Annotated in this window: 12 protein-coding genes; all 12 read left to right on the plus strand. The window is 37.2% G+C overall.

All coding sequences use genetic code 11. The annotated features are described in order from the left end of the window. The first annotated feature begins 371 nt into the window (after positions 1–371). The 12 genes from fdhA to CIL05_RS04265 all read left to right on the plus strand — a co-directional run bounded on the left by fdhA (position 372) and on the right by CIL05_RS04265 (position 13,740). Positions 372–1,625 carry a formaldehyde dehydrogenase, glutathione-independent gene (gene fdhA, locus CIL05_RS04205; protein WP_095654254.1) on the plus strand — a complete coding sequence of 418 codons (1,254 nt, stop codon included), beginning with the start codon at positions 372–374 and terminating at the stop codon, positions 1,623–1,625. Between the two features lie 252 nt (positions 1,626–1,877). Continuing rightward, positions 1,878–2,708 (plus strand): MIP/aquaporin family protein, encoded by an 831-nt coding sequence (locus CIL05_RS04210; RefSeq protein ID WP_095654255.1) that lies wholly within the window; start codon positions 1,878–1,880, stop codon positions 2,706–2,708. Positions 2,709–2,719: 11 nt separating this feature from the next. After that, entirely contained in the window at positions 2,720–4,213 is a 1,494-nt protein-coding gene (glpK, locus tag CIL05_RS04215; RefSeq protein WP_095654256.1) for a glycerol kinase GlpK, read from the plus strand. A gap of 154 nt (positions 4,214–4,367) precedes the next feature. Continuing rightward, on the plus strand, positions 4,368–5,363 hold the full coding sequence (gene dhaK, locus CIL05_RS04220; protein ID WP_095654257.1) for a dihydroxyacetone kinase subunit DhaK: 996 nt from the start codon (positions 4,368–4,370) through the stop codon (positions 5,361–5,363). Positions 5,364–5,378: 15 nt separating this feature from the next. After that, positions 5,379–5,999, plus strand: a complete 621-nt coding sequence (gene dhaL / locus CIL05_RS04225; RefSeq protein WP_095654258.1) for a dihydroxyacetone kinase subunit DhaL — start codon at positions 5,379–5,381, stop codon at positions 5,997–5,999. Positions 6,000–6,002: 3 nt separating this feature from the next. Further along, positions 6,003–6,374 carry a dihydroxyacetone kinase phosphoryl donor subunit DhaM gene (gene dhaM / locus CIL05_RS04230; RefSeq protein ID WP_095654259.1) on the plus strand — a complete coding sequence of 124 codons (372 nt, stop codon included), beginning with the start codon at positions 6,003–6,005 and terminating at the stop codon, positions 6,372–6,374. A 404-nt stretch (positions 6,375–6,778) separates the two neighbouring features. After that, complete coding sequence (locus CIL05_RS04240; RefSeq protein WP_095654260.1) at positions 6,779–8,380, plus strand: ATP-binding protein; 1,602 nt, start codon at positions 6,779–6,781, stop codon at positions 8,378–8,380. Continuing rightward, complete coding sequence (locus CIL05_RS04245) at positions 8,373–9,047, plus strand: response regulator (protein WP_095654261.1); 675 nt, start codon at positions 8,373–8,375, stop codon at positions 9,045–9,047. The genes CIL05_RS04240 and CIL05_RS04245 overlap by 8 nt, the downstream gene beginning before the upstream one ends. Positions 9,048–9,243: 196 nt before the next feature. Continuing rightward, positions 9,244–10,269: a tripartite tricarboxylate transporter substrate binding protein gene (locus tag CIL05_RS04250; RefSeq protein ID WP_095654262.1), complete on the plus strand. Its 1,026-nt coding sequence runs from the start codon at positions 9,244–9,246 to the stop codon at positions 10,267–10,269. Between the two features lie 93 nt (positions 10,270–10,362). Continuing rightward, positions 10,363–10,821 (plus strand): tripartite tricarboxylate transporter TctB family protein, encoded by a 459-nt coding sequence (locus CIL05_RS04255; RefSeq protein ID WP_095654263.1) that lies wholly within the window; start codon positions 10,363–10,365, stop codon positions 10,819–10,821. Positions 10,822–10,833: 12 nt separating this feature from the next. Further along, on the plus strand, positions 10,834–12,318 hold the full coding sequence (locus tag CIL05_RS04260; protein ID WP_095654264.1) for a tripartite tricarboxylate transporter permease: 1,485 nt from the start codon (positions 10,834–10,836) through the stop codon (positions 12,316–12,318). Between the two features lie 6 nt (positions 12,319–12,324). Further along, on the plus strand, positions 12,325–13,740 hold the full coding sequence (locus CIL05_RS04265; protein WP_095654265.1) for an SLC13 family permease: 1,416 nt from the start codon (positions 12,325–12,327) through the stop codon (positions 13,738–13,740). Positions 13,741–13,781: the final 41 nt, after the last annotated feature.

Here is a 13,781-nt window from a genome sequence, read left to right on the forward strand (position 1 = left end):
AATCTTTTACGGGCTGCTCTTTTTTGCACTGATAGGAAAGCATAACTTTTTAGGAAATCAGTATAATTGCAATTAAGCTTGGCGATCAGCCAAGGTTACTAAGAGTGCCTAACCATCAGTATGGTAAAGTGTAAATGAAAGTTATCGAAAATACGATGAGTGTCTTAAATCTGTTACAGTAATCAAATCTATCAAAAACTACATAAGAAATATTATCCCAGCACAGCTTATATTATTCAATTAATTTAAAATATTACTTATATAATAATAAGTTGCATTATTAGGTAATAAATACTATAATTAAAAATAGAATGATAGCGCTTGCATAGTTTACACCTTTAAAAACTATTATATTTTAAGGAGTGGTTGGTGTGTCAGGAAACAAAGCAATTGTTTATGTCAAGCCAGGAGAGGTAGAGGTAAGCGACATTAGCTATCCGGATTTAATATTACGAGATGGCCCAGGTGTAAATCCACTGAATGTTGGGAGAAAATGTAACCATGGGGTAATAGTTAAGGTTATTTCAACAAACATTTGTGGTAGTGATCAACATATGGTGAGAGGGCGGACAACTGCCCCAAGTGGATTGGTTTTAGGTCACGAAATTACAGGGGAAGTTATCGAGGTAGGCAGTGATGTTGAATTTATTAAAAATGGAGACATCGTATCTGTTCCGTTTAATATTGCCTGTGGTCGTTGTCCAAGCTGTAGAAAACAAGATACACATATTTGTGAGAATGTAAATCCAGATCGCCCTGGATCAGCCTATGGTTATGTAGACATGGGGGGCTGGGTTGGCGGACAATCCGAGTATGTTATGGTTCCTTATGCTGATTTCCAATTATTAAAATTCCCTGATAGAGACCAGGCTATGGAAAAGATCCTTGACTTAACGATGCTTTCTGATATTTTCCCAACTGGATATCATGGTGCAGTAAGTGCAGGAGTAAAAACGGGATCGACTGTTTATGTTGCTGGAGCGGGTCCTGTAGGTCTTGCTGCTGCTCACTCGGCTCAATTACTTGGTGCATCAGTAGTTATCGTCGGTGATTTAATCGAGGAACGCTTAGCACAGGCAAGAAGTTTTGGATGTGAGACGATAAATCTGCGTGAGCATGACGATGTTGGTGAACAAATTGAACAAATTTTGGGGACACCAGAAGTGGATTGTGCAATTGATGCAGTAGGTTTTGAGGCAAGTGGTCATGGAGAAGATGGTGGAGAAGCACCTGCTACAGTACTGAACTCCATTATGGGAATAACAAGAGCAGGGGGACGTTTAGGAATTCCGGGTTTATATGTAACTGGAGATCCTGGTGCCTCAGATGCTGATGCAAAAGAAGGAACCCTGAAAATCAGATTTGGCTTAGGCTTTGCTAAAGCACATACATTTGTAACTGGACAAACTCCAGTAATGAAATACAATCGTGATTTAATGAAAGCGATATTAAGTGGCAGAGCCCAAATTGCTAAAGCTGTTAATGCCACAGTAATTTCTCTTGATCAGGCACCGGATAGCTATAGAGCGTTTGACGGTGGAGCATCGAGAAAGTTTGTGATCGACCCACATGGAATGATAAGTAAGACACAACATCTTGAAGCAGCCCAGCAAATAACAAAATAATAAATTTTTACCATGAAATTTCACCCAGTTGCACACAGATTATTTCCTAATCTAACTAAATAACTGTTGACAACGCTTTCAGGATAAGGTAAAATTTTTGGTACAAGTTAATTATGTGGTGGAGAGATGAGACCCACACTTTAATAGTACTTTCCTAGGAAAAGTATGTCTATTAGAGTGTGGGTCTTTTTGTATCTAAAATTAACTGGCTTGAAAGATTGTTAGATAATAAATGGACAAGGGGTGTTTCAAATGTCGGAGTTTTTAGCTGAGTTGATTGGAACAATGATTCTCGTTATTCTTGGTGGCGGTGTAGTAGGTGGTGTTGTTTTAAAGAAAACAAAAGCAGAAGGTGCAGGATGGGTAGTTATTACAATTGGTTGGGGACTCGCTGTTACAATGGGAGTTTATGCAGTTGGAAATTTTACAGGTGCACATATTAATCCAGCAGTAACATTAGGCTTTGCAGCTGCAGGAGAGTTTCCTTGGGCAAAAGTTCCCACGTATATTTTAGCTCAAATGATTGGTGCAATAATTGGAGCGGGCATTGTGTTTTTGAATTATTTGCCACATTGGAAAGCAACAAAGGATCAAGGTGCTAAATTAGGCGTTTTCGCAACAGATCCTGCTATTCGCAGTCCTTTTTCAAATCTGCTCAGTGAAATGATAGGTACATTTATATTATTAATGGGCCTTATGTTTATTGGAGCAAATGAATTTACAGAAGGTCTTAATCCATTAATTGTTGGGGCTTTAATTATTGCGATTGGAATGTCTCTAGGTGGGGCAACGGGTTATGCGATTAACCCTGCTCGTGATCTTGGACCAAGAATTGCCCATGCACTTCTCCCAATACCGGGTAAAGGAGGTTCTGATTGGGGATACTCCTGGATTCCTGTAGTTGGGCCAATTCTTGGAGGTGTTTATGGTGCAGTATTTTACAATGCAATGTTCTTAGGTAATTTTTCGCTTGTTTTTTGGATATTAAGTGCTGTTGTAGCTGTAATTATAATTGGAGCTACTACGGTAGAACTTAAAAAGAACGAAAATGATTCTGAAGAAATTAAAAAAAAAGCAGTATAGGAGGAGTTTAAATGACTAATCAATTTATTTTATCAATAGACCAAGGAACAACTAGCTCGCGTGCAATTCTTTTTAACCATCAAGGTGAAATTGTGGAAACAGCTCAAAAGGAATTTGAGCAATTTTTTCCTAAGCCTGGTTGGGTAGAGCATGATGCAAATGAAATTTGGACTTCTGTATTGGCGTGTATAGCAGAGGTATTAAGGAAAGCAGACGTAGAGCCAAGTGATATTGCTGGTATTGGCATTACAAACCAGCGTGAAACAACGGTAGTTTGGGATAAACATACCGGAAAGCCAATCTATAAAGCAATTGTCTGGCAATCCAGACAGACAGAAGGTATTTGTAAAGAATTAAGGGAGGCTGGACATAACGATTTATTCAGAGAAAAAACAGGTTTATTACTTGATCCTTATTTCTCTGGAACAAAGGTGAAATGGATTCTTGATAACGTTGAAGGAGCAAGGGAAAAGGCGGAAAATGGCGATTTACTATTTGGAACAATGGATACATGGCTTGTTTATAAGCTTTCAGGTGAAAAGACACATATTACCGATTATTCCAATGCATCAAGAACGTTAATGTTTAACATCTACGACCTTAAATGGGATGAGGAATTACTGGATATCTTAACCGTTCCGAAAAATATGCTTCCTGAAGTCCGTCAATCATCTGAAGTGTATGCGAATACAGTAGATTATCATTTCTTTGGTCATGAGGTACCAATCGCTGGTATTGCTGGTGATCAGCAAGCAGCACTATTTGGTCAGGCGTGCTTTGAAAAAGGAATGGCTAAAAATACGTATGGAACGGGCTGTTTCATGCTGATGAATACTGGTGACAAAGGTGTTGCATCAGAGCATGGATTGTTAACAACGCTAGCTTGGGGTGTTGATGGAAAAGTAGAATATGCTTTGGAAGGTAGTATTTTTGTTGCTGGATCGGCAATTCAATGGCTTCGGGATGGATTGAAAATTATCGAGAATGCACCACAAAGTGAAGATTTTGCAGCTAAAGTAGATTCGACTGATGGTGTATACATGGTACCAGCATTTGTTGGACTTGGTACGCCGTATTGGGATAGTGATGCACGTGGTTCTGTATTTGGAATAACCCGTGGAACAACGAAGGAACATTTTATTCGAGCAACACTTGAATCATTGGCATATCAAACGAAAGATGTATTAGATGCAATGATTGCCGATTCTGGAATTGATTTGAAAACACTGAGAGTAGATGGTGGTGCGGTTAAAAATAACTTCTTAATGCAATTTCAAAGTGATATGCTCGGGGTTTCTGTTGAACGACCTGTTGTTCAGGAAACAACTGCATTAGGGTCTGCATATTTGGCAGGATTGGCTGTAGGCTATTGGAAAGATAAAGAAGAGATTGCTAAACAATGGAAGAATGAAAAGACATTTAAAGAAAATCTTGATAGCGAAAAGCGAGATGAACTATACGCGGGATGGAAAAAGGCAGTAGAAGCAACAAGAACGTTTAAATAAGGGTATTTTATAAAGAGAGATCATAATTATCTTTAACAGAAGGTAAGTTGATCTCTCTATTTTTACTAGATATAGGAAGAGTCAAATTATTTAACAAATTTCCATAAGAATAATAGTATTATAGACAAAGGATAAAATGTAGGGAGAGAAAAAGATGAAGAAGATTATTAATGATCCAAACCATGTTGTACAGGATATGATTAAAGGCATGGTTATGGCAAATCCAAAAACTGTAAAACAATTAGAGGATACTTTGATTATTGCCAGGAGTGAAGCACCAATTGCGAATAAAGTAGGGCTTGTAAGCGGTGGTGGCAGTGGTCATGAGCCTGCACATGCAGGTTACGTAGGGAAAGGGATGCTTGACGCAGCGGTGGCTGGAGAGGTTTTCACTTCGCCCACGCCAGATCAAGTGCTGGAAGCAATTAAAGCACTTGATAGTGGTAAAGGTGTATTTTTAGTAATTAAAAACTATACTGGAGATGTACTCAATTTTGAAATGGCTCAGGAACTGGCTGAAGCAGAAGGAATCAAAGTAGAAAAAGTTGTTGTAAATGATGACGTTGCTGTTGAAGACAGTTCATTTACTACAGGAAGAAGGGGGATCGCCGGAACGGTTTTTGTCCATAAAATAGCTGGAGCAAAAGCAGAAAGTGGTGCTTCTCTGGAAGAAGTGAAAGCAGTTGCTGACAGGGTAGTGAAAAATGTTCGATCAATGGGAATGGCCCTGACACCATGTACAGTGCCTGCTGCCGGTAGGCCAAGTTTTCAATTGGATGAAAATGAAATGGAGATTGGTATTGGAATTCATGGGGAACCTGGAATTGAAAGAAAATCAATAGCAACAGCAGATGAAATAGCTACTGAACTAACAAATAAAGTACTAGAGGATATTGAGTTCTCGATTGGCGATGATGTAGCAGTTATGGTAAATGGATTAGGTTCCACACCGGAAATGGAGCTTTATATTTTAAATAGCAAAGTTCATGAAATTTTAAATGAAAAAGGTATTAATGTATACAAAACATTTGTAGGGGAGTATATGACCTCATTAGAAATGGCGGGTTGCTCTGTTACCTTATTAAAATTAGATGAAGAACTCAAAGTATTATTAGATGCAGAGTCCCTTGCACCAGCTTTTCTTAATTAAGAAAGGAGATAAAACGTGGAACTTCAGGTGAAAGATATTATTCAATGGTTTGAATTAACAAATGAAAAAATACAAGCAAATAAAGATTACCTTACCTCTCTAGATCAGCCAATAGGTGATGGAGATCATGGGATAAATATGGCCCGCGGTTTTAAGGAAGTAGTAAATAAAATATCTACACAGGATTACGAGAATGTCGCTGATGTATTAAAAGATGTTGCTATGACATTAATGTCCAAGGTTGGGGGAGCGTCTGGACCAATATTTGGAACTGCTTTTTTAAAGCTATCTATTGCTGTAAAGGGCAGTGATTCCTTAAATTTTGAAACTTTTACGAAAGGGCTTGAAGAAGCGGTTAATGGTGTGAAACAACGTGGTAAAGCAACTGAAGGAGAAAAAACGATGATCGATGTTTGGTCGCCAGTTGTTGATTATCTCAAGAGTGAAAAGGATTTTCAAGGAGATCAAATCCGGAAAACAGCCAAACAGGCTATGGAAAACACGAAAGAGATCATGGCTACGAAGGGTCGAGCCTCTTATTTTAAGGAAAAATCTATTGGGCATATTGATCCTGGGGCTGCATCATCTTTTTATATATTCGAAGCACTTGCAGAAGTTATAAAAGGAGGAAATTAAAATATGTCCCGTGTGGGTATTGTATTAATCTCTCATAGTTCTAAAATAGTTGAAGGAATTAAGGATCTTATCGGGCAAGTTATTCAGGATGTACCAATCGAATTAGCAGGTGGTACAGAAGAAAACGATATTGGTACAAGCATTGATATAATAGGAAAAGCGATAAATAATGCCGATCAGGGGCAAGGTGTTTTGCTTTTTTATGATATTGGCAGCGCAAAAATGAATGCAGAAATTGCAATTGAAATGGCAGAAACAAAAGATATAAAACTGGTGGAGGCACCATTGGTTGAAGGATCTTATGTAGCAGCTGTTGAATCCAGTATGAGGAAAAGCCTGCAAGAGGTTTATGACTCGGTAGTTAAAGCTTTTTAGATAGCTAGACATATTGATGTTTTTCCATTCCTAATAATTCGAATATAAGTGGTTAGCGGTACAAACAGAAACTAAGTAATACATTCTTCTATAGATAGGGGGATGTATTTTTTTAATATTTTAAATAGAATATGTTAAAATTGAATTTACAGAATTAATAATAATATTTTGTCGGAAATAGGAGGCTAAAACATGGGAGAAACTAATCAAATCATGAAAGAAGCTGAGGAATTTTATTTCCCGGGTAATAAAACAGGGGTTCTTGTCATACATGGCTTTACTAGTTCGACATAAAGTATGCGATTTCTCGGTGAGCAGTTAGCAAATAAGGGATTTACAGTACTTTTATAGTATGATAAGTTTAAATACTATGAAAAATGCTTTCATTGGAAAGGGCAACAGTTATGAACAGATTCTCTTTACAAACCAAAATACTCGTATTGATCATTGGCTTGATTTTACTAATTACTATCCTTTTAACAGGGATTAATGCATATTTTGAATCTCGTGATATCGAAGAACAAATTGGTGAACGGGCACTTCATGTAGCAACAACGATTTCATTTATGCCATCAGTAAAAGAAGCATTCGAAATGGAACATCCTGAAGAAGTTATACAACCAATTGCTGAAGAGGTAAGAGAGTTTATCGGTGCGGAATTTATTGTAGTTGGTAATAGAGATAGTATTCGAGTTGCTCATCCGGATGAAGAGAAGATAGGGAAGCATATGGTAGGTGGCGACAACGATAGGGCGCTGATTCATGAAGAATATTATACGTCAAAAGCAACTGGTAGTCTCGGTCCATCATTACGGGGGAAAGCTCCAATTTTTAATAATCAAGATGAAATTGTTGGAATTGTGTCTGTTGGTTTTATGGTTGAAGATATTAAATCCATTGTTTTTAATAAATTACTGAAAATAAGCGGGGCATCATTTCTTGTTCTTATTATCGGTATTCTCGGAGGTATATTTCTAGCCCGGGACATACGAAAAGATACTTTTGGATTGGAACCATACCAAATTGCCTCGTTATACAGGGATCGTACTGCAATTCTTTCCTCTATCAAAGAAGGCGTTATTGCGATAGATAAAGATGGGAAAATAAACTTAATGAATGAGTCGGCTCAAAAAATTCTGGGATTATCCAGGGATAACCTCAATAAAAAAATTGAAGAGGTGTTTCCTAATACGAAAATGTACAATGTTCTTCTCTCAGGAGATGTGATAAAAGATGATGAGATGACATTGAATAATCGTCAAGTTATCGTCAATCGTACACCTATAATAGAGGATTCCAAGGTGGTAGGGGTGGTTGCAAGTTTTAGAGATAAGACAGAACTGAATGAAATGATCAATACGCTATCAGAAGTTCGAAAATATTCGGAAGATCTGCGTGCTCAAACGCATGAATATACAAATAAATTATATGTATTATCCGGGCTGCTTCAATTAGGTCATTATAAAGAAGCAATTGAACTGATTCAAATAGAATCCCGGTTAACTGGCAGTCAAAATAAAATTTTACTTGGTCAGATAAATGATAGAACTGTTCAAGCTATTTTATTAGGAAAGATTGGTAAAGCTTCAGAGAAGAAAATTGACTTTGAAATTGAACCTAATAGTTATCTGGATCTGCTGCCAAATCGTATTGATATGGGTAAATTGATCACTATTTTAGGTAATTTAATTGATAACGCACTCGAAGCCGTTGAAAACAATGACCATAAGCATGTGGTATTCTTTGCTACAGATTTAGGAGAAGATATTGTATTTGAAATAGCGGATAATGGAGCTGGGATTACGGATGACATGCTTACCCAAATTTTTGAACAGGGATTTTCAACAAAGGATAAAGAAAATCGCGGTTATGGATTAGCAATTGTAAAAGAAACAATAAACGAGTTGCAAGGGCAGATTGAGGTACATAATCAACCAGGTGGGGGCACGGTGTTTTCTGTATTTATACCTAAGCAATTCATGGGTAAGGGGGATATTCATGATTAAAGTTATTATTGTAGAAGATGACTATCGAATAGCTGGTATTCATGAGGAATTTTTAAATAAAATCAGTAATATTACAGTTACAGGAAAAGCATTAAACGGGAATGAAGCGATAAAACAAGTTGCGGCTACACATGTTGATCTTGTGTTACTCGATATTTATATGCCGGACATTCTTGGAACTGATATTATACAAGAATTGAGAACCATTAATCCTGATATAGATATTATAATGATTTCTGCTGCAACAGAAGCGGATATAGTTAAAGAAGCAATCCGAAATGGTGTGTTTGATTATATTATAAAACCTGTCAAAATGGAAAGGTTTATTGAGACAATTGAACGATATAAAAATGTGAAGAAAAGGCTCGACGCGGAGGAAGATGTGGATCAATCGTTTTTGGATGAATATTTTGGACATAAAACAGATGCAATTCCTCATGAAAAACAGACACCTAAAGGGATTGATCCTCTCACGCTTGAAAAGGTAAAAGAAATTATTAACCGTATTGATGAAGGGATTACCGCAGAAGAAATGGGTACAAGGATTGGAGCTTCCCGCACAACAGCCAGAAGGTATTTGGAATATTTAATTTCAGTTGGGACGATCACTGCAGAACTGGAATATGGCGTTGTTGGAAGACCGGAACGAAGATATCATAAAAAATAAAAATCTAAACTGAAAGATGTCATGTGTAAGTATGTGTGACATCTTTTTTTATGGGATGAACTTTATGAACTAAATATACTTTAAGAACTTTTTACGCATTATTTTGAAAACGGTTACAAGATGGAAAGGTTTATTTATAATTCTTATTAAGGAAAATATTTGTACTATTATTAACAAATTATGAGGGGGAAGAAGAATGAAAAAATTAATACCATTAATCGCAATGATGTTTTTATTGTTAATTGCTGCAGCCTGTGCTGATGAAGAAGAAGCTAGCGGGTCAGGTGATTCGGGGGACACAGCAGAATCATCAGACTGGGCACCTGAAAGTCCAATTGAAATCGTTGCACCAGCTGGGGCAGGCGGAGGCTGGGATACTACAGCGAGAATGGTAGCAAAGGTTTTCACGGAAGAGGGAATTATTGATGAAAGTATTGGTGTAGTGAATAAAGCTGGAGGTGGGGGTGCAGTTGGCTGGGCATATATTGCCGGCCAGGATGGAAGCCCTCATAATATGTTTGTTGCATCACCTCCACTATTGTTCATTCCATTAAATGGACAATCCGAATATGGACATGAAGATTTTACACCAATAGCAAATGTGATTGCTGACTATGCAGCTTTTGCGGTTGCGGCAGATGCAAAATGGGATAATTTAAATGAGCTTTTTGATGATATGAAAGAGGATCCATCAAGTATTACTGTAGTTGGAACATCTTCTCCTGGTAGTATGGACCACATTCAATTTGTACAAATTGCAAAAGCAGCGGGTGTTGATGTTACAAAAATCAAATATGTATCTGATCAGGATGGCGTTGGTCTAACTCAGCTTCTAAATGGAAGTGTTGATGTATTCTCTACTGGAGTTTCAGAAACGGTGGAGCAAGTAAAAGCTGGAACAATCAGAGTATTGGGTGTCACTTCTGAAGAAAGATTAGAAGGTGAAGTGTTAGAGGATTTCCCAACTGCTATAGAACAAGGTATTGATGAAACATTTGTTAACTGGAGAGGATTCTTTGGACCACCAAACATGGATGAAGCAGCAATTGCTTACTATGAGAAGAAATTCAAAGAATTAAGTGATTCAGAGGCATTTGCTGAAATTCGTGGACAGTTTGGCTGGGACGAAATGTATATGGGAAGTGAAGAGTACAGTCAGTTCTTAGATGAAGAGAAAGAAAATATTCAAACATTGTTAGATGAATTAGGACTTGGTGAATAAGAACAGATCATATGGAAGTCAATGATCAGATACAACGATCATTGACTTCCCTTATTTAAAGCTTAAACTTTAAAATTTTCAGGTGGTGATTCAATGTTAAAAACACTAAACCAAAGAATAAGTGTGATTTTAGTTTTAATAGCTGCAGGATATTTAATATTGGCCTTTCAGCTTCCGTCCTATCCATATGCTCCGGTTGATGCGGATTTGATACCTATGGTGCTGGGATTTTTATTAATTATTTTAGCTGTTTGTTTATACTTTTCAAAGGACTCGGAAACAGAGGAACAAAAAGCAAGAAGAGACATACCCAAGAAAGATATAGGAGCTTTATTAGCAGTTTTTACATTTATTCTGCTGTACATCATGCTTCTTGAAATACTTGGGTTTGTAATTATTACTTGTGTTTTTATCTTTTTTTGTTCATGGTTTCTTGGGTATAAGAAGCATATTACGAATCTGATTGTATCTATTGTTTTTCCTTTATTTATGTATATTATGTTTACTGAATTTTTAAGAATTAGTTTACCACAGGGAATTATGCCGTTTTAAAGGAGGGATCATATGGGCTCAATAGAAGGAATATTAACAGGTTTTCAAGTTGCGTTTAGTTTAGAGGGAATTTTATTTGTAATGATAGGTGTTTTCGTAGGTACATTTATTGGTATGCTTCCAGGACTTGGACCAATTAGTGCCATTGCAGTTATGATTCCAATTACCTTTGGAATGGATCCCACACCTGCATTAGTAATGATGGCCGGAGTTTATTATGGAGCAATATTTGGTGGTTCAACTTCCTCTATATTATTAAATGCTCCAGGAGTCTCCGGTGCGGTTGCCACTGCATTTGATGGGTACCCAATGGCACAGCAAGGGAAGGCTGGTAAGGCATTAGCAATTGCAGCAATTTGTTCTTTTATAGGGGGGACGGTCAGTGTTGTCCTGCTAATGCTTCTGGCACCTTTGCTTTCGAGTGTAGCAATATCTTTTGGACCACCCGCATATTTTGCACTTATGCTGATGGGACTAACAGCAATTTCCAGTTTATCAGAAGGAAGTACCATAAAAGCTCTAATTTCAGCTGTTGCCGGATTCATAATTGTAACGATTGGTATCGATGCACAAACAGGAACACAGCGCTTTACTTTTGGAAATGTAAATTTACTTGAAGGATTGGACTTTCTCGTTATCGCCTTGGGCCTATTTGCATTGGCTGAGGTTTGTACACTGATTATTAAAAGAAAGGATCTTTCTCAGGACACACATAAATTAGGGAGCATGCGTCTCAGTAAGAAAGATTTTAACGAAATGAAGGGACCTGTTACCAGGCAGTCATTTTTAGGTTTTATCCTTGGTGTTTTACCTGGTGCCGGTGCTACGATAGCTTCTTTCATTGCTTATATTACAGAAAAGAAAATTTCCAAAAATCCGGAGGAATTTGGAAAGGGTTCTGTTAAAGGTCTGGCTGCACCGGAGACAGCGAATAATGCTGCAACAAGTGGGGCATTTGTTCCATTACTAAGTTTAGGAATTCCTGGATCTGGAACGACAGCGGTTATGCTGGGAGCCTTCCTGGTTTTAGGTGTACAGCCCGGGCCTTTGTTAATGACGGATCGTCCGGAGATTTTTTGGGGGATCATAGCAAGTATGTATATTGGTAATGTATTCCTGCTAGTTTTAAATTTACCGTTAATCCCTTATTTTGCAAAAATATTAAAGATACCAAGACCACTCCTCATCTCACTTGTTATTATGTTTAGTATTATCGGGGTATACGCAATTAGCTTTAACACATTTGATTTATACATGTTGTTATTATTTGGAGTTGTTGGATTCTTAATGAGGATTTTTTCTTTTCCTGCACCACCATTTATCCTTGCATTTATTCTCGGGGGAATGATGGAGCAAGCATTTAGACAATCGTTGACCATATCAAATGGCAACTTGATGGTTTTTGTAAATGATCCAATTGCTATCTCACTATTAATTGTTGCATTGCTTTCATTTATATTCCCACTTATCCGGGTATTACGTAAGCGTAAAGGATAGTTCTGTATGAGAAGCTTTTTAAGAGATATCTATTGGAATAAAAAATTACTGCAATTCTTGTTTTTTGCGATCGTTATTATTCTAGTAATATGGATGAACCATGCTGATTTTGTCATAAGCTTTACGGATGAGCAGCAGCGTACATTGTTATTGTTAGGTATAGCTATATTTTTATGGATTACCACACCAATCCCAACAGGGGCAAGTAGTATATTCATTTTAGCACTGATATTGTTGTTTGGTTTGGTGGATAGCATGGATGAAGCTGTAGTCGGCTTTTTATCTCCTGCACTTTATTTTATTTTAATGCTATCCATTATAAGCCAGGCACTTGTGAAGGTTGGAATTGACAGGGTCATTGCTCGTTTCCTGTTAAAAATAAGCAAAGGTGGACCTCTATTTATTATACTGGGCCTGCCATTATTTATTTTAATCCTGCCAATATTGCTTCCTTCAGCAGTTGCGAGATTTAAAATGTTACTTCCATTAGTTAGCCGTTTAAATAGTTATTATGGGTTAGATGAAAAAAGCACCTTTAAAAAATTTTGCCTATATGTAATCGGAATGATGAATCAAAATGCTACCATGATTATCTACACTGGTGGTGGGTTTCCCATTCTTGCATCCCAGCTTTTACGTGATTATAATATTGCAAATTTAGGGTGGTTGGATTGGTTTTTGATAATTGCTCCGCCATTATGGATTGGCTCGCTAATTATGGTGTTTTTTGTATGGCGGTATTTGAAACATTATGCATTGGAAAGTGACGAAGTAATAATAGATTCAACACGTGAAGAAACACAGGAAAAGGGAGAAATCCCTGTGAAGTTTTGGGTTGTTATTATTAGCTTTCTGACAATGATTGTTATATGGATTGTTACAGATCAACAGCAGATCCCGCTACTTATACCACCAATGTTACTTGTGGTGTTTTATTCCTTACCAAAAATAGGACTTGTTACAAATAAGGTTATTCGAAGTTTTGATTGGGAGAATTTTTTGCTGCTTGGTGCATCTTTTTCACTAGGCATTATAATGGAGGAAAATGGAACTGCAGCTGCTTTAGCGAGTAAATTAATCGAAGTAATACCTCAAGACGCAGGTATAATAATTAAAGTAATTATTATTGCTCTTATTATCTTTACACTTAGATTCTTTTTTATTGTTCCGTCATCTGCGGTTATTGTTATCTTTCCAATTGTTATGTCCTATTCAGAATTGATCGGTCTGCCACCTATTCAATTAGCATTTCTGGTGATCATGATTATCGGAAGTATGATGGTTCTGCCAATCCATGCTACGACAACGTATCTTGCTTATGATACAGGTGTCCTGATGAAAAAAGAACAATACGTTATAGGATTTTTCTCCAGTGTCTTTTTTATGGTTGTCGCCATTTGTGCAACACTTTTTTATTGGTAAAGAAAAGGTATCATGCATTTTATAATGCCTGATACCTTTTT

Source organism: Virgibacillus profundi (assembly GCF_002287375.1).
GTDB classification, from domain to species: Bacteria; Bacillota; Bacilli; order Bacillales; family Amphibacillaceae; genus Virgibacillus_K; species Virgibacillus_K profundi.

Coding starts and splice junctions, on each gene's coding strand:
- dhaK (WP_095654257.1), top strand. CDS start 4,368: ATGAAGAAGATTATTAATGATCCAAACCATGTTGTACAGGATATGATT.
- CIL05_RS04245 (WP_095654261.1), top strand. CDS start 8,373: ATGATTAAAGTTATTATTGTAGAAGATGACTATCGAATAGCTGGTATT.
- CIL05_RS04260 (WP_095654264.1), top strand. CDS start 10,834: ATGGGCTCAATAGAAGGAATATTAACAGGTTTTCAAGTTGCGTTTAGT.
- CIL05_RS04250 (WP_095654262.1), top strand. CDS start 9,244: ATGAAAAAATTAATACCATTAATCGCAATGATGTTTTTATTGTTAATT.
- glpK (WP_095654256.1), top strand. CDS start 2,720: ATGACTAATCAATTTATTTTATCAATAGACCAAGGAACAACTAGCTCG.
- CIL05_RS04255 (WP_095654263.1), top strand. CDS start 10,363: ATGTTAAAAACACTAAACCAAAGAATAAGTGTGATTTTAGTTTTAATA.
- CIL05_RS04210 (WP_095654255.1), top strand. CDS start 1,878: ATGTCGGAGTTTTTAGCTGAGTTGATTGGAACAATGATTCTCGTTATT.
- dhaM (WP_095654259.1), top strand. CDS start 6,003: ATGTCCCGTGTGGGTATTGTATTAATCTCTCATAGTTCTAAAATAGTT.
- CIL05_RS04240 (WP_095654260.1), top strand. CDS start 6,779: ATGAACAGATTCTCTTTACAAACCAAAATACTCGTATTGATCATTGGC.
- CIL05_RS04265 (WP_095654265.1), top strand. CDS start 12,325: ATGAGAAGCTTTTTAAGAGATATCTATTGGAATAAAAAATTACTGCAA.